A 26,518-nucleotide genomic window follows, 5' to 3' on the forward strand; every position below is an offset into this window, starting at 1 on the left:
AATGTCAGCTAAAAATCTCCTGTATAAATAGAGCTTTTCAGTTTTTTCTTGTATGAAAATTGTATACAGTCAAAATAAAGCAAATAATCAATAAGATGAAATTTGTTATTCCCAATATGAGATCATATGACTTATAAACCACGTGTCTTTTCTATATCTTCTGGAATGGCTTTTTTGCCTCACTTTGTTGAGGCACTGCTCTCCGGTACCCTTATTGATAATTTCGCTCCCAATGGAGACATTCAAACTGCCCTTGCCGATAGCCTTATTTATGTTCCGACACGTCGTGCTGCTCGCGCTTTACGTTTAGCCTTTGTTGAAAGAAGCGATACACAATCAACTTTCTTACCAACCATTCGTGCTCTAGGAGATGTCGATGAAGACAGTTTCCTTTTTGTTGAAAATCATACCAGCACTCTGAATCCACCCATTGGAAAAAGTGAACGCTTACTGCTTTTAGCGCGCCTTATTCGCCCATGGCGTGAAAATTTACCTGCGCATCTGCGTGCCATGTTTGGTACAGAAGATGTACTTATTCCGGCTCATAGTGCTGATGCAATTTGGCTTGCTCAGGATTTAGCGCATTTGATGGACGAAATTGAAACAGAAGGAGCAGATTGGTCGAAACTTAAAGATATTGCACCTGATATGGTCGCTGAATGGTGGCAAATAACGCTCGACTTTCTGACTATTGTTACGCAAAATTGGCCACAAATCTTGACCGAAAGGCAACGAAGCAATCCCGCGGAATGGCGTAATCAAGCACTCACAATGCATGCAGAGACTTTGCGATGCACGCAGCCTGATAAACCTATCATTGCTGCTGGTGTGTCAGGTTCTATGCCCGCAGTTTCTCATCTTTTAAAGGTTATAGCTTCTCTGCCCAAAGGGGCTGTTGTTCTTCCTGGCCTTGATCTTCATATGGATGAAGAACAATGGAATGCACTAAGCACAAGCAATAAAGAAAAAACAGCTTGTGATTTTTTTGATCCTGCAGAAAATGTTTTTAGCCATCCTCAATATCATTTAAAAAAACTTCTAACTCTCATGGAGTGTCAACGTCATCATGTTTGCGAAATTGGCCAACAAAGTATAACAAAGAAAAAACGAATGGCTCTTTTATCAGAAGCACTCCGACCTGCTTCTACAACAGATAAATGGATACAAATTGTCCGTGATGATTATGAAAATCTTTGTGCAGATTGGTCATTTATTGAAGCTATAAATGAACGTGAAGAAGCTCTCGCTATAGCTGTTACCTTACGCAAAGCTATTGAAGAACCTCAAAAAACTGCGGCTCTTATTACAAATGACCGTAATTTAGCACGCCGTGTTGCCGTGGAATTACAGCGATTTGGAATTGAAGCAAATGATTCAGGCGGAATACCACTTGCACAAACATTGCCTGTAACTCTCTTACGACTTATCTTAGAAAATGTATTGCAACCTGATGATCCCATTGCTTTTCTTTCTCTTCTTAAACATCCCCTTACAACACTCCAACAAAATCGTCATCGTTTACGGGAAATGGCAGAAAATTTTGAACTTTTTGTTCTTCGAGGGAATACAGGGCGTATTAAGCTTTGCGAGTGTGATCAATTTCTTGAAAAATGGATTGAAACATACTTTCATAATAATTCTGAAATCAACGCTCTTGATCAGCAGAAATGTGAAGAAGCACGTTTCCTTTGTCATCTTTTGAGGACAGCTATTGAACCTTTAACATCTCTTATGAAACAAGAGAAAGAATGCACCATCAATGAGGCTGCAATAGCAACTGTTGAGATTTTTGAAAATTTTGGTCGCAATGAGGATAATTCTCTTGCACATCTTTATCAACATGAAGCAGGACAAGCCTTATCAAATTTTCTACGTGAATTGGTCAGTGATCAATCCGGATTAACATTTCATCTTTGCGAATGGCCTGCTATGTTTTCTGCCATAATAGCAACTCGTTCCGTCGCACCTTCGCCTGGGGGACATCCACGTTTATTCATCTGGGGTACTTTGGAATCGCGTTTGCAAACGGTTGATACAGTGGTCATCGGCGGTCTTAATGAAGGGTCATGGCCAATATCAACCCGAAATGATGCTTTTTTATCGCGACCGATGAAAATGATGTTAACTCTGGAACCACCAGAGCAGCGTATTGGTCTTTCTGCGCATGATTTTCAATGGGCGATGGGAATGGATAAAGTGGTGATGAGTCGCGCATTGCGCGTTAATCATACGCCTTCCATTCCATCACGCTGGCTACAACGCATGGAAACAGTTGTAGGAAAACAGGTTTGGGAACAAATCCGTGAACGAGGTGAAATACTACGCCATTGGGCAAAGATGCTTGATCATACAAGCATAACTTCTGAGGTGGAACGTCCTTGCCCTTCTCCACCTCTTGATATACGCCCGCGCCATTTTTCAGTCACTGAAATAGAAACATTGCGATATGATCCCTATGCTATTTATGCCAAAAAAATCTTAAGGCTCAAACCACTTAAAGAACTTATTCATGATCCTAGCGCTTCAGAACGAGGAACACTTTATCACGCTATTCTTGCAGCTTTTTGCACACAAATGAAAAATCCAAATGCTGCAAATGCACTCAATGTACTGCTTGCTATTGGGCGTAAAGAGTTTGATAAGTTCAATTTTCCACCCGATATTGAAGTAATTTGGTGGAATAGTTTTGAAAACCTTGCTCCACGCTTTATTCAATGGGAACAAAGTTTAGGGCTGCGAGAGCGATATTCGGAAGTGGTATCACAAAAAATTCCTATAGGAACAACAGGAGTAACCCTTTCAGGACGCGCTGATCGTCTTGATGTTTTGCCAGATAAAACGGTTGAAATTCTAGATTTCAAAACCGGAACCCCTCCTTCATCAAAACAAGTTCGTGAATTATTATTTCCGCAATTGGCTTTAGAAACAGCTTTACTCATACAAGGGGGCTTCCCAGATTTTCAAGATTTTACACCCTCAAATTTATTTTACATTCCCCTTAACAAAAAAGGTGAAATTAAATCCCAATCAATTCTTTTAAAGAAAAAAGACGGAAAAACTTATCTAAGTGCTGTTGATCTTGCTGAAAATGCATGGGAAAATCTTATCGCACTCATAACTTATTATCAAAATCCACAACAAGGCTATCTCTCACATGCTGTCCCCATGTCAAAACGATATGAAGGTGACTACGACCATTTGGCTCGGTTGTGGGAATGGTCAAGTGGTTTTCATAAAGAAGAGTAATCATGACGTTTTTTTCTATTCCTGAAGCCGCTCTTGATGCACAAGCAACAGCAACACATCCCCAAAAAAACGTGTGGGTTTCTGCAAATGCTGGATCTGGAAAAACCCACGTTTTAAGTGAACGTGTTATCCGTTTGCTTTTAAACGGTACGCCTCCAGCACGTATTTTATGCCTTACTTATACAAGAGCTGCTGCTGCTGTTATGCAATCACGAATTTTTCGCACGCTTTCTAGTTGGAATGAGCTCGATGATGCACAGCTGCAAGAAACCTTAACACGGTTTGAAAAAAAACCTGTTAATGCGCAAAAACTAACTTATGCACGGCAACTCTTTGCGCGTGCCCTCGAAACGCCTGGTGGCTTAAAAATTCAAACGATTCATGCTTTTTGTGAAGCTCTCTTACATCAATTTATGTTAGAAGCCAATATTGCAGGGCATTTTGAACTTCCCGATGATATCGGTCGAAAAAAATTACAACAAGAATCCCGTCGCGAACTTTTAGCCCGTCGTGATGTACAACCTGCTTTGCAGCTGTTACTTCAAGTTATTAGCGAACATACTTTTAATCAATTGCTCTATGAGGCAGTTGAAAAGCAACATAAATTGTCTGATTTTTTATCTTCTCTTTTATCTGAAAATGGAGAAGAAAAATTGCGCGCGCTTTTTAACTTAGCGCCCAATGAAACAAATCAATATCTTCTGGAACAAATTAAACAAACAGCGCGCCTTCCTCTTTATGCTCTTAAGCATTGTGAAACCAATGGTAATCAAAGCTTTAAGGATATGGTGGCAAAACTTTCCCAATTAGAAAAGGTGCATGATGAGACAAATATTCTCAATATTATTTCTGATGTTTATTTTACAACAAAAGGTGAGCCGCGTAATTTTTCACATTTATTTCATAAAAAATCAGACGAAATTTGGCCTTTTATTCAACAAATGCTTGAAGATAAACAAAACAAGCTTTCTGTTCTTTTAGAAAAATATCAATGCGCAAAGGTTGCCACCCTCAATATGGCTGCTTTTCAGCTCTGTACTATTTATCTCAAAATTTATAAGAATCTAAAAAAGTCCAATGGCTTCTTAGACTTTGATGACCTTATTGAGCGTACACTTCATTTGTTACAGCGCAAAGGTGCAAGCCAATGGGTGCACTATAAACTTGATCAGGGACTTGATCATATTCTACTTGATGAAGCACAAGACACCAACCCTGAGCAATGGCAAATTATTCAACTGTTGGCACAGGAATTTTTTTCAGGGTATAGCCAACGAACAAACATACGGACTCTTTTTGCTGTTGGAGATGAAAAGCAATCTATTTATTCTTTTCAAGGCGCTGCTCCAGAAAATTTTGCTGCAAATGGACGAATTATTCAAAAAAAAGTGCAGCAAACAAATCAGCAATTTGAAAAAATACAACTGCATTATTCTTTTCGCTCTACAGCAGATGTTCTTAAAAGCGTTGATCTTGTTTTTGAAACACCAAAAAACTATAAAGGACTTTCGGCAGACAATACAAAAACGGTGCATGAAGCTATCCGTGTTCACAGTCCCGGTGAAGTTGTTATATGGGATGCCATTTCAAAAGAAACGAGTGAGTTTCCTCAAGATTGGCATGCAACTGTTAATCATTTAGATACACCTGAAGTCCGTTTAGCAGAAAAAATTGCTGAAACGATTGCTGACTGGTTACAAAAAGGCGAAATGCTTCCAGCAAAAGGACGCTTAATACGTGCAAGTGATATTATGATCTTGGTCCGTAAACGTGATCAATTTGTCTCAGCTCTTTCTCGTGCTCTTAAACACCGTAATATTCCCGTAGCAGGGGCTGATCGTTTACAGCTTACCAAACATATTAGTATCCGTGATTTAATGGCGCTTGCGCGTTTTGTTTTACAGCCACAAGATGATCTTTCTCTTGCTTGTGTTTTAAAAAGCCCACTTTTTGCTCTTAGTGAAGAGGAACTCTATCAGCTTGCCGCACACCGCACCGGCTCTCTTTGGCAAAGTCTGTGTGCGCATACATCATCGCAGGTATCTTTTAAAGATGCTTTTGAGAAGCTAAACCATTATCGTGCTTTAGTGGATCAAATACCGGTTTTTGAATTCTATAGCTATATTCTGAACAATGATAAGGGACGGCAAAAAATTCTATCCCGTTTAGGATCTGAAGCAAATGATGTGCTCGATGCTTTTATGGATTATACGCTCACTATTCAAAAAACAGGATTACCAGGATTACAAGCTTTTTTAGAAACATTAAGTGCAAGCGAACCAGAAATTAAACGTGAATTTGAACAAAGTAATGAAGAAATTCGCATTATGACTGTTCATGCTGCAAAAGGACTAGAGGCTGCTGTTGTGTTTTTAGTCGATCCTGGCAGTGCGATTTGGCATCCTCAGCATGCGCCTCACTTGCTTAAAGTTCCTTTAAACAATGCACAATGGAACGGAAAACAAGCCTTTATTTGGCATCCCAATGAAAAGTTTAATACAAAACTCTCTAAACAAGCAATTTCATATTTAAAAGAGCGTGCAGAAGAAGAATATAGGCGTCTTCTTTATGTAGGAATGACACGCGCTGAAGATCGCTTGTTTATTTGTGGGTATAAAGGTCCGAAAACGCCATCTCATACATGGTTACAACTCGTAAAAAAAGCCCTCGAACCGCATGCCCTTGCTATAAAAGATTCTTCGGAAGATATTGCAGCTTGGCGTTATTGCATTACACCTGCTTCTTCTGCTTCTATAAACTCAAAAGTTCCTTCCGCTGAATGCCAAACCTTACCACCTTTGCCTGCTTTTTTCTCTCATAAAGTACCAGCAGAACCAGTGTTACCAAAACCGTTAAAACCGTCAGTGGCGAGCCTTTCCATTGAAGCTGATACAGAGCTGTCCTCAAGTCCAAAACAGCTTACCACTTCACCTGTTTTAGGAGCCATGAACACAAACAGAGCTTTTTCCATTGAATATGGTAATCTCGTTCACCGATTGTTACAGTATTTGCCCGATTGTCCCCCACAAAAACGTCGAGATTATGCTCGAAACTATCTCAATATCAAAGCCTCTCATTGGCATGAGAGCCAAAGAGAAGATGCTCTTTGCCATATTTGGAAAATATTAGATCATGTTTATCTCAAACCCCTTTTCTCTGAGCATTCACGTGCTGAGGTCTCCTTAATGGGTATTGTGAAAATTCGTGGAAAAGAACAAGCAATCTCTGGTCAAATTGACCGTCTCTACATCACGCAAAACAGTGTTATCTTTGCAGATTTTAAAACAGGAACCCCGCCAGAAAATGAAGCTGCTATTGCTTCCCATCATTGGTTGCAAATGGCTCTTTATCGAAAATTATTGCAAGCTATTCATCCCGATAAAGATATACAGGCTCTGCTTATCTACAGTAAAGAAGCCAAAATTTTTAAACTTCCTCCAGAAAAACTTGAGGCATTTCTTAGTGAAGTTGCCTTATAAGTTACTCTTTTCCTTGCAAAGCATTTTTACATTTTATTTACTTTCATAAAATCGCTCAAACAAACACAACGCACAATCCCTGGTGTAAAAAAGTCCTTTAATAATTTATCTTTGCAATAACTTGATATGAATTGTTATTATACCAATCTATAAAAGATGAATATAAAGGATAAATCAATGACGTGTATAAAAGTTGATAAGGACAATTTCGAAAGTGAAGTTCTAACCTCTTCCACCCCTGTTGTGGTTGATTTTTGGGCAGAATGGTGTGGCCCTTGCAAAGTGATTGCTCCAATTTTGGATGAAATTTCAATAGAAATGCAAAATCAAGTTAAAATTGCTAAGGTAAATATTGATGAAAATCCGGAACTGGCTACCCAATACGGAGTACGTTCTATCCCTACATTACTAATGTTTAAAAATGGAAATATTTCATCGAATATGGTTGGCGCTACCTCTAAAGGACGTCTTTCTGAATGGATAAAAGATGGGCTTAGTTAATTCCACATATAATCACTATAAAGGAGAGAAGTTTTGTCTCTCCTTTTGACTTTTTTAAAATATTCTTTTTTGCATTATATTATAATGAAAAGACAATAAAAATCAAAATTGTAAATGAATTTAAGAATTCGTGCTTTTATGCATGATTCAATTGACCATTTTTATAAAAAATTGCTTTGTATGAAGAATATAGGCAATTCTTTCCTTATAGGCGCGTTAAAAATATTGGGTGAATGATAATTTCATTAAAGGTATTTCTTCTTAGATAAGACTATTGAGATAGATAGTGTTTTCAACACATAAAGGGAGATTTTAAGCAAAAACTTTGCAAATTACTTTTCTGAAGCTCACAATTTTTAAGCAGAAAGAGACAAGCAATTCACTACAGGTTATATAATGCTCTTCTAAAGGGTTATCACTTCAATTTAAAATTCTCTTATACTATTCTCTAAAATCAAAATTGTAGGTATCAGATTCTCTAAAATAAATTGATGAATTTCTATAAATTAACGGCTGTTCTTTGCAATTTATGTCATTGTTATATAAAAGAGTCAGCATTTCGTTTCATCTTCCATGGTTGGTGCCTCCATGAAGCCTTCTTTATGTTGTCCATCATCTCAGATTTCATAGGTAGTACTGAGGTATTATCAAATTAAAAAATGATGATGTTCATGTTTTTTTAAAATGTACGAATTGTAAAAGACTGTTGCAAACATTCAATGGAATGTTGCGCTGATCTAACTGTTATATGACGCCCATGTTCTTTATAGTGTAAGGTGAGTGCAAAAGTGGCGAGTTCTAAAAGAGCTGTATTTCTTTCTGGCCATTCAACAAGTAAAATATTTTTCTCACGAGTTTCATGAAGCCCTAATTCATCAATTTCTTCTGCCATAGAAAGGCGATAAAGATCAGCATGAATAATTTCAAACTTTGGAAGTTGATAGCTTTGCACAAGAGTAAAAGTAGGGCTTGGAACATCCATAGTGTTATCGTTCGCAAGTGTTTGAATGATTGTACGTGCAATGGTTGATTTTCCAGTTCCAAGATCTCCTTGCAGCGTTACAAGATCTCCTGGCTTTAAAGAAAGAGCTAAATTTTGTGCAAAAAGCTTTGTTGCCTCTTCATTTTCAAGAAAAAAACTAAAATTCATTAAAAGTTCCATGAAATGGATGAAAAATTTTTGTTATCATAAAGGTTAAAATTAAAAAATCGTATCTCCTTTGGAGAGTGGGAAAAAACATTTAACTGTTGTTCCTTTTCCAGAACCGGTAAGAATTTCAACATGTCCACCGTGTAGTTCAACGAAACTTTTTACAAGGGAAAGGCCAAGACCCGCTCCCGCACGCCCACCATGGTGTGAATGGGAAGAAAAACGTTTAAAAATACGATCAAGGACGTCCTCTGGGATATCAGAGCCCTGATTGTGAACGCTAAAGACAATGTTATCATCTTGTTCATCGACGCAAAATTCAATAGTACTCGCCTCCGTTGCAAAATTAATAGCATTACTCAGTACATTCACAAAAATTTGATGCAAGCGCTTTTCATCAGCAGAAATAGAATTTAAGGAAGGAGAAATTTGTTGTAAAAGCGTAATATGCCGTCCATTAAGGCGATCTTCTACACGTGCTACTGCTTGTATCATAGCATCGGCAATGTTAACCGATTTTATGTCCAACTCCATAATGCCTGCATCAAGGGTAGCAAGATCAAGAATATCGTTAACAATATTTAAAAGAGTTCCTGATTCTGAATGAATGTGTTCAAGATATTCTTGTTGACGTTCATTGATAGAGCCGAAAATTTGATCACGTAAAATATCGGAAAATCCAATAATATTGGTGAGAGGTGTGCGTAATTCATAAGAAACATGTTGGACAAATTCATTACGCAAACGATCAGCACTTTCTAATGCTTCATTTTTTTCTTGAAGAGCACGCGCAACATGGACAGTGTCCGTAACATTCACAAAAGTAAGCATCGTTTGTCCATTAGGAAGAGGGACCAGAGTATAGTCAATAATCATATCATTTTTAAGATCTATACGACCTGAAAATGTTTCACGTTTTTCAGCAAAACCGGTAATGAACTTGGTAAATTGATCCCATTCTTGCCCCAAGGTTAAGGCTGAACAATGGCTTTGTAACTGTGTAATATGGGTTCCTTCTACCAGTAAATTATAAGGAAGAGACCACAATTTCGACAAGGCAGGATTCGATAAGCGAAGGCGTCCATCAGTACCAAAAACGACCACACCTTCAGAAAGTTTATCAAGTGTTTCACCTTGTATTTTAATAAGTGTATTATAACGGCGCTCAAGATCAATTTTTTCTGTAAGGTTTTCGTAAAGCCAAGTGACACCTCCTTGTGGATGAGGGTTCGAGACAACACGCACCGTACGTCCATCTGGAAGATTCCAAATTTGTTGGTTCGATTCTGTTTGCCAATAGGCTTTTAAAAGTTCTTCTTTCCATGCGCGCCAATCAGGGTGTTCAGCAATGAGCCCCTTTTCACGTAAACGTTCAAGAAACAATGTATGGCTTGGTTCACTTTCTAAAAAAGAACTCTCCAACGGCCATAAAATTTTGAAAGCATGATTACAGAATTTTAATTTTTGGTTTGTATCAAAAATGGCTACAGCTGTTGAAATTTGGTCAAGTGTTTCACAATGGCTTTGAAGAACATATCTTAATTCATGAGCAAGATTTTCATATGCGCTGTCATCACGTGCAAAAGCTGCCATCCCTTCAGCTGTTGTAATACGTGTGAGATGAAAACGGTGCCGTTCTCCACCAATAACCGTATGAACATGTTCTTGAAAAATTGTTTCTGTTTCATCTGTTTTGCGTTGTGTATTTTCATTGAAAAGATCCCCCACGTCATCACTGTCTTCACGAAAGTCTGTCATTTCTCTAAAGGCGCGATTGATAAAACAAACTTTTCCTTCACAATCTTTTATCCATACGGGCTCTTGAATAAGATCAAGAAGATTACGCTGCATTCTCAGTTCAGTAAGAAGGCGGGCGATATCTTTCTGTAAACGAGAATTTTCACTCTGTTGTTTTGAGATATCTTGAAAACGAGCAATGGCGACTGTTCCTGCGATGACTCCTGTAACTTGTAGCAGTACATTGTTTGTGGTGGTGATAGAAAGATCAAAAGGGTGACATTTACAACGTAGTTGAGTCAATGCATAATCAAGTTCTCGCAGAGAATTTTCTTCAACCCAGAGCTCAAAACGCTGAAAATCTTTCTGATCGATTCCTATTTTTTGCAATGCAGAAAGAGCACCAACAACACGGGGTAAGGTTGTTGGATTTTCCCAAATAAGAAGGAATTGCTCGGTTTCTTCCAGAAGCCATTCATAATATTTAAGTTTTTCAGAAAAATTTGCCTGAATTATCTTAAAAGGCTTCTGTGCAGTTTTTTTTGCACGCACGGTAACAGCTATACACGAGAGAAGTGAAGCACAAGAAATTCCTCCACACAGCGCTAAAAGCAGCCATGGACCATTCGGCAAAGTGAAGAAAAATGGTAAATAACCTTCCAATGACTGAGCAAAAGCGCATGTTGGAGAAAAAAAGAAAAAAAGGCAAAATATATACGTATAGATTCGGATCTCTTTTTGAGCTTTTTCTTTGGGGTTATAGTCACCAAAGCTGAGCACGGCATCTTTCCCTTTTTTAACCCAAGGAAACGTATTAGTAACGATAATGGTTTGGTTTATAAGGTCCTTGTGGTGAGACTCCAATATAAGCGGCTTGTTCTTCTGATAAAACACTTAATTTTATTCCTAACCGATCCAGATGTAGACGTGCAACCTTTTCATCAAGATGTTTAGGCAAAACAGTGACTTCATTTGTATAGTGTTCTGAACGGGTAAAAAGTTCAATTTGCGCTAAAACTTGATTAGTAAACGAGGCTGACATGACAAAAGAAGGATGCCCAGTCGCATTCCCGAGGTTTAACAAACGCCCTTCAGAGAGCAAAATGATGCGTTTTCCATCGGGAAAGGTGATCATATCAACTTGTGGTTTAATATTTGTCCATGGCAAATTTCTAAGGGCAGCGACTTGGATTTCGTTATCAAAATGACCAATATTTCCAAGAATACACATATCCTTTACTTGTCGCATATGATCTAAACGAACAACATCTTTATTGCCTGTTGTCGTGATGATAATATCAGCACTGGAAGCAGCATCATCCAAACTAACAACTTCATAGCCATCCATAGCGGCTTGAAGAGCGCAGATAGGATCAATTTCTGTTACTTTAACACGAGCCCCAGCACCAGAAAGAGATGCTGCTGAACCTTTTCCTACATCACCATAACCACAGACAATGGCAGTTTTACCAGCGATCATCACATCTGTTCCACGTCGAATACCATCGACCAATGATTCTTTACATCCATATTTATTATCAAACTTTGATTTAGTGACGCTATCATTAACATTAATAGCAGGAAAAGGTAGAAGTCCTTCTTTTTGTAACTGATAAAGACGGTTTACACCTGTTGTGGTTTCTTCGCTTACACCTTTAATTGCCGCGCGCTGTCGTGTAAAAAAACCTGGCGTTGCATCCATACGCTTTTGTATTTGTTTGAAAAAAATTTCTTCTTCTTCTGTTTTGGGATGCGATAAAATATCTTTATTTTGTTCTGCACGACTTCCCATTAAAATATAGTTTGTGGCGTCAGCTCCATCATCTAAAATAAGATTGGAAGGATTACCATCTGGCCATTGGAAGATTGCATCTATATAAGTCCAATATTCTTCCAATGTTTCACCTTTAATGGCAAATACAGGAATGCCAGTTGCGGCGATAGCTGCTGCTGCATGGTCTTGCGTAGAAAAAATATTGCTAGAGCTCCATCGTATATCGGCGCCAATCGCTTTTAATGTTTCAATTAAAACAGCTGTCTGAATTGTCATGTGCAATGAGCCAGAAATACGCGCTCCGCGCAAAGGTTGACTGGAAGAAAACTCCTTACGACAAGCCATCAAACCAGGCATTTCTGTTTCAGCAATATCAAGTTCTTTACGACCATAAGCGGCAAGTGCAATATCTTTGACAACAAAATCTTGAGCTGCCATTCTTCATTCCTTTAAAATAAGTTTTTCCAAGACGGTAGGAGAAATTAAAAAAAAATGCAAGACAAGAAGAGGACTTCTTTATGTGAAAAAGCTCTTTTAAAATCTCCATAAATTTGTGCAACAAATATGCATTTATGGATCTGAGTAGTGATGTTGCTGACGGAGTAGGAGATCTTCATGATAAGTTTTATTATATAAACAAAATTCTATCCTTTTCACGTAACTTTAAAGCTTTTAAAAGTCTCCAGAGGGAATACCTTTTAAATAATAAAAATGGTGCATTGCTTTACAGTTTTTATATTGATTTTTATGGGATAATATCGAAAGTAGTATACTCGTATTCTACTCACTTATGCGGTTGTTGAAAAAGGAAGAATTACTTTAATCTCATTATTAAGCTTTTTAGCAAAATAATATAAATGCAAAGCCATAGATTATCATGTTTATGGATAGGCAGTTCAGAATCGGTTCTTTAGGATTCCAATGTTGCACCTGCTCTTGGATAAAGACAGTTTATAAGAAGTGCTTTTCTCCTGTTTTCAACGATTTTTATCAAAAGACTATAGATATACGATTAAACATTTTTTGTGATACTGAATAGAGTATTTAAAATGTAAAAACATCACTCTATTGAACACTCTGATTTTAAAACCGCTAACAACGCGCTATGAATTATAAATCAAATAATTAACTCAGTTTTGGAAGAATTTATTCTAGACGAGTAGGTTTTGGGAAAATTGACCATGTGGACGAAATCGCCAGAGATAACTTGGCAAGAATGCTGCCATTGCTCTGGGGGTAATACCCACACCTTCTAGAGTATATCCATTCTCTATAGCTTCTTTAGAAACAATGTTATCCATTTGCAAAAAACGTATCTGATTGGCTGTTACGAGTGTTGGTACAAAAGGCAATTTACCGATTGTTCCCAAAATTCCTCCAATCAATAGACCAGCAGAAAGGGGCATGGATAGGATTGTTTTTTTACGGTGAATAATTTTGAGTATATTTTCAAGAGTATTTTGGAAGGTGATAATCTGGGGACCACCAAGATCATAATTTTTTCCCCAAGCAACCTGTCCATCTAAAGCGCGCACGATAAACTCAGCAACGTCACCAACATACACGGGTTGCAATTTGCTTTGTCCACCTCCAAAAAGAGGCATAATTGGTAAAAAACGTGACAAATCTGCTAAGGTGTTAAAGAAACAATCCTCTGGTCCAAAGATAACGGATGGACGGATAATAATTGCTTGAAGATGCTTGTTGTGAATGATTTGTTCACCCATAAACTTAACACGTGCATAAAGACATGAAGCATTCTCGTTAGCCACAAGTGTTGACATATAGATGAGCGGAATACCAGTTTCTGCTGTTAATTCAGCAACATTGTAAACACCATCAATTTGTGTGTTTTTAAAATTCGATTGACTTGCTTGTTTTAAGCTACCGGGTAAAAACACTGCCGCATCAGCTCCAAGCAATGCGCGTGCAACAGAGGCACGATGCTTGATATCTGTTTTAAGCATTTGGGTTTGTCCTACTTCTCCTATTTGGAGCATATAATAAGCTTTTTGTGGACAACGAACAGCGATGCGAACGCGATATCCCCGCTTAGTCAAAGTTTCAACGACATGTCGTCCTACAAAACCGGATCCGCCAAAAACAGTAATGAGTTTAGGATGTTGATAAAGTGCACAATCAAGTTGCATGATTAAAAAGTCTATCTTTCAAAGCTTTAAAAATAGCTAATTATCTAGCACGGTGGTGTTTTATTGTCACGCAAAATATCACCCGCAAGATAAAGAGAACCACTAATAAGAACAATAGCCTCTTTATATTCCATTTTAATTTTATGCAAAGCATCTTGTAGGTGCGCTTTTGGGGCAGCAGGGATTCCTACTTTTTGGGCTGATTTAGCTAAGTCTGTTGGAGAGATACTGGCATTATTGTCAAGCAGCGGTATCGTATATACTTTATCGACAAGGTTAGCTAAAGGACGAAAATAACCGACAGCATCTTTGGTATTAAGCATGCCAGCAATCATAATAATGGGGCGATCTGTTTTTTTTCTCCATTGTGTAAGTTCTGCCGCAATAACTTTTCCTGCAGCAGGATTGTGACCACCATCTAACCATAAATCAATATCAGGAGATAGTTGATCAACCAAAAGTCCTTGGGTAAGATGCTGCATTCGTGCGGGCCAATAAATATTTTTCAAAGCGTCATTTATGGTTTGTTCTGAAAGTTGAAAACCCGCTTGATAAACTGCTTCAAGAGATGCACCAGCATTGGCAACTTGGTGGTCTCCAATAAGGTTAGGAAGGGGAAGATCCATGAGACCTTGATTGTTTTGAAAAACCATACGTCCATGTTCTTTATAACTTTGATAATCTTGATCAAAGAGAACATAAAATGCTTTATTTTTATTAGCAAGGGGTATTAAAGTAGCAAGAGTTTCTTCATAATTTTGCTTCCCAATGACTACAGGAACGTTTGGTTTGATAATCCCTCCTTTTTGAAAAGCGATTTGAGCAATTGTATTTCCAAGAAAGCTCTCATGATCATAATCAATGGGCATAATAAGCGATACAGCTGGTTTGTTAACGACATTGGTAGCATCAAAACGTCCTCCCAATCCAACTTCTAAAATGACAACATCAGCTGGATGTATACTAAACAACATAAAGGCAGCGGCTGTAAAAATTTCAAAAATAGTAATCGGCTCTTGACGATTTACTTTTATAATTTCACGGATTGTCTCAGCCAATTGGTTTTCTGTAACAAGTTGACCACCTCCTTTTTGACCTAACCGGCAGCGTTCATTCCAGTTGACGAGATGAGGTGAGCTATAAACATGAACGCGGTATCCTGCACTTTCCAAAAGAGCACGGCAAATTGCTGAAGCAGATCCTTTGCCATTTGTTCCAGCGATGTGAATAACAGGGGCAAGTTTTAAATGTGGGTTACCAAGACGCTCTAAAAGGTGAACAATACGCTCTAAAGAAAGATCAAATTTTTTCGGATAATTTCTTAGTAAATCATCCACCACCCTTTGTATTTGACTTTGTTGCATAAACTTAAGCTGCTTTTGTCCTAGAAAGCGATGTTTGAGAGTCTGTTGGGGATGGATCGGAAGGGTTAAAAACAGCAGGGCGTTTCATCATCAAGCGTAAAATACGCGCAATTGTTGTTTTCATTTCTAAACGCGATACAACCATATCAATCATACCATGTTCAAGCAGATATTCACTACTTTGAAAACCTTCTGGTAGGGTTTCACGTATAGTTTGTTGAATCACACGTGGACCAGCAAAACCAATCATAGCGCCAGGCTCGGCAATGTGAATATCACCAAGCATGGCGTAAGAAGCAGTAACACCACCGGTGGTTGGATTAGTCAGCACAACAATATAGGGAAGCTTTGCTTCTTTCAACATTTCAATCGCTACAGTTGTACGGGGCATTTGCATCAACGAGAGTGTTCCTTCTTGCATGCGTGCACCACCAGAAGCAGCAAAAAGAACCAGCGGACGCCTTTCAGCAATGGCAGTATCAAAAGCTTTGATAATAGCTTCTCCTGAAGCCATACCAAGTGATCCACCCATAAAGGCGAAATCTTGAACAGTTGCAATAATTGGTAAGCCTTCAATCGTACCACGTGCACTTAAAATATTGTCATCAACCCCAAGTTTAGAACGATAATCTTTTAACCGGTCAATATAGCGTTTTTCGTCACGAAATTTTAAAGGATCTGTTACAACTTTTGGATTTTCAAGAGCTGTATAAACACCATCATCAAAAAAATGCATGAGACGATTTTTAGCACTGATACGCATATGATGACCAGAATTGGGAGCTACAAATTGATTAGCTTCCAGATCTTTATGGAAGACCATTTCACCACTGGTAGGATCTTTAATCCATAGATTTTCTGGAATTTCACGGCGCCCCAATATAGAGTTAATTTTAGGACGAACATAATTTGTAATCCAGTTCATCTTTATAACCTTCCTTTAAATATTGTGCATCTTTTGCATGATTTGAAAGAATATAGAACTTAAGCAGTCACATTTGCTTTACCGGTTGAACAAAGGAGTCTATTTAATACTTTTATCAGTGTACGTATAGCTTGTTTTTTAATTTTTAATTTTTCCCATATCATAACAATCATATGCATCATGAAGAGTATTCCCTATAATAAATTTCTCATAAGTTCTAAGAACTTACATGTTTGTATTTTTTACTTTGGTGTTAAAATTTACTCCTTGCGATGGTTAACAAACGCCTTATTTTTTAATAACAATGAATATCCAATTAATCATTCGTATCAACAGTTTTGAAGAAAAGAAACCTTATAGTATAAGGCGCTAACAAGGCTAAAATAATCCATTAAAGATAATGAATACAATAACGCTATATTAGCGAAACGCTAACATCAGAGCAAGATTTTTTTCAAAAGGTTTCTTTAAAGCGCACGCTTTTTACAATTAAAATAGAATACGCTCAAAATACCATTATATTACTCATTTACGTGCTTGTTTTACACAGATATCTTTCAATAATTTCCAAAACTCTCTTATGAAGAGTATACACTCTCCATGAATGGTATAAAAGACATTATGCTATCCGTTTTTACTGAAATAGAAGGTACAAAGCGGCACCATCATATTCTTTTTCAGTTTTCAATACGACGATAATGTTTGCATTAAGAGGATTCATATAAAGATATTTCACGCCTTTTTGAAAGTACTTTTATCCGCACACCACCTCCATTTATGAGATATTAACAAACGATTTCAATTGATCCAATATGAATAGGATTAAAATGAGAAACCCTCATAATATTTAGGTTTTTCACTCATGTTGTGAAACGATAAGTTATCATTATAAATCAATATATTGCTTTAATAAAAGATAAAGCATAAAATTTTATATTATGCTTTCTTTGGCTGGCAAGTTTTATTAACCTTAAAGTCAAGGAACACTATTTTTGTGTAATGCGTGCTATGGTCTTTTGGGAAAGCATTTTGTGTAAATGTGTCATAAAGGCGGCGGCAAAAAGCGGTGTTGCTAGATTAATAATAGGAATCGAAACAAAAATCGCTATCAATAATCCTGCGCCAAAAACTGTTGTGTAATGAGTATGTAAAAAAGCACGCGCATTTTGCTCTGTTCGAAAACGGTAAGCAGCAAACAAGAAATATTCATGACCGAGCAAATAACCATTAATAAGATAAAAAGCAATTAAATTAATACCTGGTATGAAGAATAAAATAAAAGCAATTCCATTACCAAGAAGGCTTAAAATAACAAATTTAAAGGAAATGATAAGAGAACGCTGAAACGGCAAAGCTTGTCCAATAGGCTCGTTTGGATAATCCTCCTTTTCAATGATTTCAGCAGCAGAGTCAATGAAAAAACCACCAATCATAGCTGTGATGGGTGCAATCAAAAAAGCCAACAAAAGAGCCAACCCAAGATTAAAGATGATAAGCATGCTAAAACCAATCCATCCCGCCCAACTAGGGAGTCCAGGAAGAAATTGAGCAATCCAGGGCCAAAAGTAAGACACAAAAAGTTGGTGCACACATAACCATAAAATGGTGAGAATGAAAAAAGTAACCCCCAATGCTTTCAGTATCATAATACGATATTGCGAGGTCAGAAGACGTTGTAAAGCACGATAAGCAGCAGTAAAAATCATAGATTAATAAACTAAGGAAAGAAGCAAAAAAAACAAGAAATATATTTAAAGTATGTACAGTGTAATTTTTTCTTTCTTTGAATTACAAGATTTTTTTCAAGAACATTATAAAAAACGGTTAAGGTTTCTTTGTTAAAAATAAAGTTTGAATAAATAGAAATTTTGATTTTTAAAAACAAAGAAGAATTTAAAAAGTAGCTGTTGTAGAAGAAATTTTTAGTATTTTTGTACATAGTGTAGATTATTGCGTTTATATGATATATGTAAAAAATTAAGGAATAAGAACTATTTGGGAGAAAAGTTGTTTACTTCTATTTATTCAGTAGAGTTATCTAACTTCGTTTATCTAAGTGCTTAATTGTTTTGCACAATTCCTAAAATTCTGTACTTTTCTACTATTTGGCGGCATGCTCTTGCCCCTCGCTTTCAAAAAAATATTGAGTTCAATGGAATAGGGGTAACGTAGTCGCTCCGTAGATATTCTAATTTTGGGCAACAGAATGATTAATATGATAGAAGTGGAAAAAATAAGCTTAGGCGATTGACTGTCAGATCCCATAGAAGAGCAGTTTTTTGAGAAGAAGCAAAGAAAGGGAGAAACCACGGATGCTTAAAAATGATGAGATTTTGAATTTTAAAAGCCATAAGTGCAATGAAGTAAGCATTCATTGAAGCACTTTTCATACAAGTGGTGCACTGTATCAAATAATTTTTAGATAATAACACCACTAATTTATCGAAGAGAATTGATCATTTTCAACTTGAATAAAATCCCAAATATAGAAATATTCTTTAATTTCAAAGACTCTATTCAACATCAAAAAATTATTTACGTACACATTATAGGCGAGACCAATGTATGGATACAAAGCTTTCGATAAAGGAATAAAAATGCTTCTCATGAAACATCACAATGTGAAGATATCATGGATAAAATTCTAGTCTTTGTGGTCTTGGTATTCTGGAGAGAGGACACAGACATTTAATCTTAAAGACCGATCACTGAGGAAAATAATAAAGGTTTCAGTTTCATAAACTTATAGACAGTGGTACAATGAATTTTGTCTACATTCTTTATGAGCGTCAGCATGAAGTATGCTTAAAATTGCATTGAGATGTTATAATATTATTGATTTATACATTATTTTTCATAGCGAATAAGAGCTCAAAATAAAGTTGTCATATTTTCTCATTAGCTGCTCTCATCATGAAACAATCAAAATCATTTATTTGCATATCATAAATATGACCAATATGTGGATAAAAACATTGAAGAAAGAAAATGCTTTTTATAAATTTTATCCATTACAAGAGCTTTGTCAAAATTGATGGTAGCCAAAGTGAATGATAGCTTGTTTTTTTATAAGCTGGCGAGACAGTGGTGCAATAGATCCTGCTTTTATGAAGGCTAGGGTGAGATAGGATTTTTTAAAAAAACATTTCCCAACGCTCATCACACCCATTTCGCAACAGCGTTTGTGAATGGTATATGGGTAAAGCTCTCGTGAATAATATAAAACTTATAGGGCATCACTAACTTTACGCTTAATAAAAAGAGCACGCTGGCACCATCATCCTCAGTGTTGTCCGAGACAAGCCCTTGGTTCTTGAGACGGTCCATTATAAGCGCTTTTAGTTCTTTCTGAAACGTTTTGTATTCATACAGTTATCCTTGTTTACAATGTGCAAGAAAATGATTTTTATTGATTCAACATGAGAGAGATGAGGAATGAGAGAATCTTATGATATCTGGGATTCTAATTTAATATGAACAATGCGATATTATCATTATAAACCAGAAATATTATATACTAATTGAGATGGATAGACACATATTGTCAGTTCTATTTTATAAGGTGTTTTAATATCAACGCGTTTGAAGAGTTCTTATTTGCAAAGGGGTATATTTTCCTCATGAGGAGTAGGTGTTTTGGGGGCAAAAAATGATACAATCACGTTTGCTAATTTTTGCGCTACGTGTTGTTTACTCATATGGGGCCATTGTTCAACTTTTTTTCTACTTACGAGATAAACTTGATTTGTATCAGCACCCATGACACTTGTACCATCTAGTTGAAGAGAAATATCATTAGCAAGAATGAAATCAGCTCCTTTTTCAACACATTTTTTTTGCGCATTGGCAATGATATCACATGTTTCAGCAGCAAAACCAATGACCAATGAGGGGCGGTTTGGAGCGTGTCCAATCGTTGCTAAAATGTCAGGATTTTCAACCATATGAAGGGATGGTGGTATTTTATGAGCATTCTTTTTAATTTTGTGTAAAGACTGCGTTTGACTGCGCCAGTCACAAACAGCGGCAACAAAGATAGCACCATCAGCAGGCAATGCGGTTTGAACGGCTTGTAACATCTGTTGTGCTGTTTCAACATGAATGGTTTTTACTTCTTGTGGGTCTGCAAGATTAACAGGTCCACAAATAAGTGTTACTTTTGCACCCAAATGCGCAAGAGCGGTTGCGATGGCATGGCCTTGTTTACCTGAAGACCGATTAGCAATATAACGCACTGGATCAATTGGTTCATGGGTAGGGCCAGAGGTAACGATGAAATGGCGGTCAGAGAGAGGTTTTTCATGCACATTCAAAATAGTCTCTATGGTAGCGACAATAGTTAAAGGTTCGCTCATGCGTCCATATCCTATCTCGTCACGTTCAGCCATATTTCCGATTTCTGGTCCGATGATATGAACGCCATCTGCGCGCAGTTGTGCAACATTGCGAATAGTGGCAGGATGCGCCCACATGGACGGATTCATGGCGGGTGCAATTAAGAGTGGACAGCGTGCCGCTAAAAGAATGCAATCAGCCAGATCATCTCCTATGCCATTGGCTATTTTTGCAATGCGATTGGCTGTAGCAGGGGCTAAAATAATAAGGTCAGCATTACGTGCTAAACGGATATGTCCGATATCGTGTTCTTCTTCGCGTGAAAATAAATCAGTATATACAGTACCACCGCTTAAAGCTTCAGCGGCTAAAGGCGTAATAAACTTTTGCGCTGCTTTTGTCATTACAACTTTTAAATGTGCTCCACGTTCTTGTAAACGGCGAATCAAATCAAGTGCTTTATAGGATGCAATACTTCCACCAATAATAAGAAGGAGAGATTTTGATTTCAATGATTGCATTTCAACAGCGCTAGTATGAAGGGGTTGTGTGGTGAGAGGAGTGGGATTGCTTAAAAGGCGTCGGACTTCTTCTTCCATAGAAATACCATTTTGCGCGGCGCGTATGCGTAAAGCTTCTTTGGTTTCAGGAGACAGGTTACGAATGGTAATACTGGCCATAAAATACCTCCAAGAAATAAAATGATTGCAATGATTTCATTGTTGATATTTTTAGCATATTAAGGAGATTAGAAAAGGTGAAAAAAGTAAAAAGTAAGACAAGCGCAACAAAGTGCAATGATGAAAAGACTATAACGACCATAACGGTTTCTGTGACTTTGTTCTACAGCAAGTTGTTTGAGGGTAGCAGGAGAAAGATTAAAACCTGTTTTTCTCATTTGATTGAAATCTTCTTCTATTTGTTGGAAATTTTGAACCAATTGTGGTGTTTTGCGTGCCAGCGAAAGGAGAGCTTGTGCTCCTTCACTAAAGTCTTTTACAACGCCTACGGGTCCTAAATTTTTACTAATCCATTCTTTGACAATGGGTTCAGAAGCTTTCCACATATTAAAAGTGGGGTCTAATGTGCGGGCAACACCTTCCACGACAACCATCGTTTTTTGCAGCAATAAAAGTTCAGGTCGCGTTTGCATGTCAAATAATTCAGTGACTTCAAACAATAAAGTGAGCAATTTAGCCATGGAAATGCTTTGTGCTGATTGTCCGTGAATTGGTTCGCCAATAGCGCGGTTGGCTTGCGCAAAGCTTTCGATATTATGGTGTGAAGGAACATAGCCTGCCTCAAAATGGGCACGTGCAACTCGATGGTAATCGCGGGTAATAAAGCCGTAAAGAATTTCAGCAAGGAAATGCTTTTCTTTTTTGCCAAGCCTTCCTGTAATGCCTAGATCAACAGCAACAATACATCCTTTTTCATCTACAAATAAATTACCAGGATGCATATCGGCGTGAAAAAAACCATCACGCAGTGTATGACGAAGAAAAGATTGAATAAGCGTAATAGCAAGCGCCTTCAAATCAAATCCTGCTTCTTTGAGTTTGGAAGTTTCGGATATTCTTATACCATCAATCCATTCCATTGTAAGGACATTACGTCCTGTCCGTTCCCAGTCAATACGTGGAACCCGAAAGCCTGTATCATGTTGAATATTTTCAGCCATTTCAGATATAGCTGCTGCTTCTAAGCGTAAATCCATTTCAAGTCGTGTTGTTTGTGCTAAAGTATCCACCACACAAACAGGACGAAGCCTTCGAGAGGCAGGGATATAGCGCTCTTGTAAATGAGCAATGAGATAGAATCCTCTAAGATCTTTAGAAAAACGTGCTCTGATATTGGGACGAATAACTTTTACAGCACATTTTTTCTTATGGCCAGTTTTATCACTGTATTCAGCTGGATGAACTTGAGCAATAGAAGCGGCGGCAATGGGGGGATAAAAATTTACGAATAAATCATCAATAGAGCGACCAAGAGAACTTTCAATTTGAGCAATAGCGGCAGTGCAAGAAAATGTTTGGACACGATCTTGTAGCTGTGACAAATCTTCCGCAATATCACGCCCAACAATATCAGGTCTTGTGGCAAGAAATTGACCAAGTTTTATGTAAGAGGGTCCAAGCTTATTAATGGCATATGAAATATTTTCAGATCGCTGTTTCTTTTTTGTTTTGCGTCGTGCTAATGCACTCGCTATACGATGACATAGCGCTGGAAATCCTTGAAGATCATCATGAGGAAGAGCACTTAAAACACCTTCACGTGTTAAAACCCATCCTGCACGCATCAATTGAAAGTAAGGGGAAATTTGCACCATTTTTAAATTTTCCAACCTGAATGCAGCGCTGCAATCGCACCGGTGAGATTGCGGTACGATACCCGCGAAAACCCCGCATGCTTGATCATATGGGAAAAATCATCTTGCTTAGGAAATTTGCGGATAGATTCAACCAAATAACGATAAGCATCGCCATCATTTGCGATAAATTGACCCAGCTTAGGGATAGCATGGAAAGACCAAAGATCATAAATTTTATCGAGCCAAGGCATCTCGACATTTGAAAATTCTAAACATAAGAAACGTCCACCGAGCTTTAAAACACGAAAAGCTTCTCTAAGAGCTTGATCAATATGAGGAACATTGCGAATTCCAAAAGCAATCGTGTAAGCGTCAAAGCTTTGATCTTCAAAAGGTAGATTTTCTGCATTGGCTTCAACAAAATCAATCAGAGGGGCAAGACCATTTTTTTGTGCGCGTTTTTTGCCAACGCTGAGCATTGAGCCATTAATATCAAGCACTGTAGCATGGGCTTTTTGGCGTGAAGCATTAAGAATACGAAAAGCAATATCACCTGTACCGCCAGCGACATCAAGAACTTTCCAATGAGAAAGTGCTGGTGGGGAAAGCCAAGCAATCATGGAATTTTTCCACACACGGTGTAGCCCTAAGGATAAGATATCATTCATCTTGTCATAATTTTCAGCAACAGAATGAAACACACCATCCACCATGGATTGTTTTTGTGTTTCATCTACTATTGTAAAACCAAAAGAGTGCTCCATGCCACCCTTGGTTCCTACACGTTCTGTTTCAATTGCCATGTATATGATCTTCCTTATTTTTCTTTTATCGTAAATGAAATAGAGAGGGAATGTTCAACTACGAAAAAACAACGTATAAAACTACGACGTTTACACAGCCAAAAACAGAAGAGTACCTTTAGATATCAAGATTGGCAACGCTTAAGGCATTGTCTTGAATAAAAATACGTCTAGGTTCAACTTCATCACCCATGAGACGAGAAAAGAGTGAATCTGCATCGGTTGCATCATTAATTTTTACTTGTAAAAGAGAACGTGCATTGGGATCAAGCGTTGTTTCCCAAAGTTGTTCAGCATTCATTTCCCCAAGACCTTTATAACGTTGAAGAGTAACACCTTTTTTACCGTTTGTAAAAATGCTCTCTAAAAGGCTCATAGGACCAAAAATACGCTCTGTTTTATCTTTGCGACGTAAAAGAACAGGAGGATGATATATGTCGATAAAATTTTGAGAAATGCGATCAATTTGGCGTGCGTCAGTTGAATTTATAAGTCCCACATCAAGCGTAACAACATCTTTAACACCACGCAAAATACGCTCAAAACATAAACTTCCATCTTCTGTATATCGTCCACTCCAACCTTGTTCCATATCATCAGCAATCAGATTAAGGCGGTGTGCTGTAGTATCTGCTATTTTTTGCGCTTTTTCTTGTGTTGCAAAGACTTCAAGATTAAAAGCGCCAGCAATTGCTGCTTGTTCAACAATATTACGGTCATAACGGGTATGAAGACCATTTAAAAGTTGACGTAATATACGAGCATCTTTAGCGAGTTGATACAAATCAGCCCCTGCACGAACTTCTCCCGTTGAAAGCTCAAGCGTTGTTTCTTCTAATCCAGTATCGATCAAGAATTCTTCAAACGCTGCTTCATTTTTAATATATTGGGAAGATTTTCCACGCGATACTTTATAAAGAGGAGGCTGAGCAATATAAAGATGTCCACGTTCAATCAACTCGGGCATTTGTCTAAAAAAGAAAGTGAGCAGCAGAGTACGAATATGGGCTCCATCAACGTCCGCATCCGTCATGATAATAATCTTATGATAACGTAATTTATCTGGTGAAAATTCATCCTTACCGATAGACGTTCCAAGAGCTGTAATAAGTGTTCCAATCATATCAGATGAGAGCATGCGGTCGAAACGTGCTCGTTCAACATTGAGGATTTTACCACGAAGGGGTAAAATTGCTTGATTTTGACGTGAGCGCCCACTTTTTGCTGAACCGCCAGCCGAATCCCCCTCGACAATAAAGATTTCTGATTTTGCGGGATCTCGTTCTTGGCAATCGGCAAGCTTTCCTGGTAGAGAAGTGATATCAAGTGCCCCTTTTCGTCTTGTGAGTTCACGTGCTTTGCGTGCTGCTTCACGTGCTGTTGCAGCTTCTACCACTTTACTAATGAGAAGTTTTGCTTCATGAGGATGTTCTTCCAGCCATATTGAAAGACCTTCATTGACCAAACTTTCAACAATAGGGCGCACTTCAGAAGAGACTAACTTATCCTTTGTTTGTGAAGAAAATTTTGGATCAGGAACTTTGACAGAAAGAATAGCTGTTAATCCTTCACGGCAGTCATCACCGGTTAAGTTCACTTTTTCTTTTTTAGCAATACCTGAAGATTCAGCATAGCCATTAATTTGGCGTGTAAGGGCACTTCTGAAACCTATCAAATGCGTTCCACCGTCACGCTGAGGGATATTATTGGTAAAACACAAGACCTTCTCATGATAGGAATCATTCCACCACAGGGCAACATCAACGCTCATACCATCCTTTTCACTTGCAATATAAATAGGAGTATCAAGCAGAGCTTTTTTTGATTGATCAATATATTTCACAAACTCTATTAATCCACCTTCATAATGCAATTCAACGGATTTAATATCAGCATGACGCTCGTCAACAAGAAGAATATAAACCCCAGAATTTAGAAAAGCTAATTCCCGTAAACGACGCTCTAAAGTTTCAAAATCAAACTCAACCATAGTAAAGGTTTCAGAGCTTGGTAAAAATCTAATTTCTGTTCCACTTTCTTGATCGCAATCGCCAACAACTTTTAATGGAGCATCAGCTACCCCGTGGGTAAATGATATTTCATGAATTTTACCATTGCGTTTGATTTGCAATTTAAGCCAAACGGATAATGCATTCACAACAGAGACGCCAACACCGTGTAATCCGCCTGAAACTTTATAAGAGTTTTGATCAAACTTTCCACCGGCATGAAGCTGTGTCATAATAACTTCAGCGGCAGAAATACCTTCTGTTGGATGGATATCTGTCGGAATTCCACGTCCATTATCACGAACAGAACAAGAACCATCAGCATGGAGTGTGACGTTTACAAGAGTTGCATGACCGGCTAAAGCTTCATCGATAGCATTGTCTACAACTTCATAGACCATATGGTGTAACCCCGATCCATCATCAGTGTCACCGATATACATACCAGGACGTTTGCGTACAGCATCAAGACCTTTGAGAACTTTGATAGAAGCGGCATCATAGTTATTGCTTTGTGCTGGTGAGGTTATTTCATCACTCATAAGTTAGTCCATTCCTGTGTTCAATTTACAATATTTTATCCGCTTTCTTTAAAGCTCAATGTTCTGATCAGTTATTTATGGAATAACCACATTAAATATTTACCGTATATCAGATCTAGATTCAATATCTGTCGATATATAATGGAGAGAATGATAAAATGATAGTGTACTGTTATGCTGTAAAAC

At 37.7% G+C, this 26,518-nt stretch carries 15 protein-coding genes; 3 read left to right on the forward strand and 12 right to left on the reverse strand.

The genetic code is table 11. The features are described from left to right. Positions 1–126 precede the first annotated feature (126 nt). The 3 genes from addB (at position 127) to trxA (ending at position 7,226) form a co-directional block, all read left to right on the forward strand. Positions 127–3,246 (forward strand): double-strand break repair protein AddB, encoded by a 3,120-nt coding sequence (addB, locus tag ACFINR_RS01890; protein WP_375652379.1) that lies wholly within the window; start codon positions 127–129, stop codon positions 3,244–3,246. A 2-nt stretch (positions 3,247–3,248) separates the two neighbouring features. Beyond that, positions 3,249–6,725, forward strand: a complete 3,477-nt coding sequence (addA, locus tag ACFINR_RS01895; protein WP_375652380.1) for a double-strand break repair helicase AddA — start codon at positions 3,249–3,251, stop codon at positions 6,723–6,725. Between the two features lie 177 nt (positions 6,726–6,902). Then, the gene (trxA, locus tag ACFINR_RS01900; RefSeq protein ID WP_375611361.1) at positions 6,903–7,226 is read left to right on the forward strand and encodes a thioredoxin; all 324 of its coding nucleotides are present in this window, start codon (positions 6,903–6,905) and stop codon (positions 7,224–7,226) included. Between the two features lie 679 nt (positions 7,227–7,905). Here the strand turns inward: trxA and tsaE are convergent. The 12 genes from tsaE to gyrB all read right to left on the reverse strand — a co-directional run bounded on the left by tsaE (position 7,906) and on the right by gyrB (position 26,332). After that, positions 7,906–8,376, reverse strand: coding sequence for a tRNA (adenosine(37)-N6)-threonylcarbamoyltransferase complex ATPase subunit type 1 TsaE (tsaE, locus tag ACFINR_RS01905; RefSeq protein ID WP_375652381.1), 471 nt, complete (start codon positions 8,374–8,376; stop codon positions 7,906–7,908). 51 nt (positions 8,377–8,427) lie between these two features. After that, positions 8,428–10,893, reverse strand: coding sequence for an ATP-binding protein (locus tag ACFINR_RS01910; protein ID WP_375652382.1), 2,466 nt, complete (start codon positions 10,891–10,893; stop codon positions 8,428–8,430). 34 nt (positions 10,894–10,927) lie between these two features. Further along, positions 10,928–12,325 (reverse strand): adenosylhomocysteinase, encoded by a 1,398-nt coding sequence (ahcY, locus tag ACFINR_RS01915; RefSeq protein ID WP_375632128.1) that lies wholly within the window; start codon positions 12,323–12,325, stop codon positions 10,928–10,930. A 713-nt stretch (positions 12,326–13,038) separates the two neighbouring features. Further along, the gene (locus tag ACFINR_RS01920) at positions 13,039–14,037 is read right to left on the reverse strand and encodes a complex I NDUFA9 subunit family protein (protein WP_375620876.1); all 999 of its coding nucleotides are present in this window, start codon (positions 14,035–14,037) and stop codon (positions 13,039–13,041) included. Positions 14,038–14,081: 44 nt separating this feature from the next. Then, positions 14,082–15,401 (reverse strand): bifunctional folylpolyglutamate synthase/dihydrofolate synthase, encoded by a 1,320-nt coding sequence (locus tag ACFINR_RS01925; RefSeq protein ID WP_375652383.1) that lies wholly within the window; start codon positions 15,399–15,401, stop codon positions 14,082–14,084. Between the two features lie 4 nt (positions 15,402–15,405). Further along, positions 15,406–16,326: an acetyl-CoA carboxylase, carboxyltransferase subunit beta gene (gene accD / locus ACFINR_RS01930; protein WP_375611366.1), complete on the reverse strand. Its 921-nt coding sequence runs from the start codon at positions 16,324–16,326 to the stop codon at positions 15,406–15,408. A gap of 59 nt (positions 16,327–16,385) precedes the next feature. Then, the gene (locus ACFINR_RS01935) at positions 16,386–16,508 is read right to left on the reverse strand and encodes a hypothetical protein (protein WP_375612792.1); all 123 of its coding nucleotides are present in this window, start codon (positions 16,506–16,508) and stop codon (positions 16,386–16,388) included. Between the two features lie 804 nt (positions 16,509–17,312). Next, positions 17,313–18,032: a sulfate transporter family protein gene (locus tag ACFINR_RS01940; RefSeq protein ID WP_375612793.1), complete on the reverse strand. Its 720-nt coding sequence runs from the start codon at positions 18,030–18,032 to the stop codon at positions 17,313–17,315. A gap of 1,887 nt (positions 18,033–19,919) precedes the next feature. Continuing rightward, positions 19,920–21,341, reverse strand: a complete 1,422-nt coding sequence (gene coaBC / locus ACFINR_RS01945; RefSeq protein ID WP_375652384.1) for a bifunctional phosphopantothenoylcysteine decarboxylase/phosphopantothenate--cysteine ligase CoaBC — start codon at positions 21,339–21,341, stop codon at positions 19,920–19,922. Positions 21,342–21,409: 68 nt separating this feature from the next. Continuing rightward, a complete protein-coding gene (gene ubiB / locus ACFINR_RS01950; RefSeq protein ID WP_375652385.1) occupies positions 21,410–22,996 on the reverse strand; it encodes a 2-polyprenylphenol 6-hydroxylase in 1,587 nt (528 codons plus the stop codon). Between the two features lie 2 nt (positions 22,997–22,998). Next, complete coding sequence (ubiE, locus tag ACFINR_RS01955) at positions 22,999–23,781, reverse strand: bifunctional demethylmenaquinone methyltransferase/2-methoxy-6-polyprenyl-1,4-benzoquinol methylase UbiE (RefSeq protein WP_375612796.1); 783 nt, start codon at positions 23,779–23,781, stop codon at positions 22,999–23,001. Between the two features lie 118 nt (positions 23,782–23,899). Further along, entirely contained in the window at positions 23,900–26,332 is a 2,433-nt protein-coding gene (gene gyrB / locus ACFINR_RS01960) for a DNA topoisomerase (ATP-hydrolyzing) subunit B (protein ID WP_375652386.1), read from the reverse strand. Positions 26,333–26,518: the final 186 nt, after the last annotated feature.

This window comes from Bartonella sp. AP19HLJMH (assembly GCF_042196245.1).
Lineage (GTDB): Bacteria > Pseudomonadota > Alphaproteobacteria > Rhizobiales > Rhizobiaceae > Bartonella.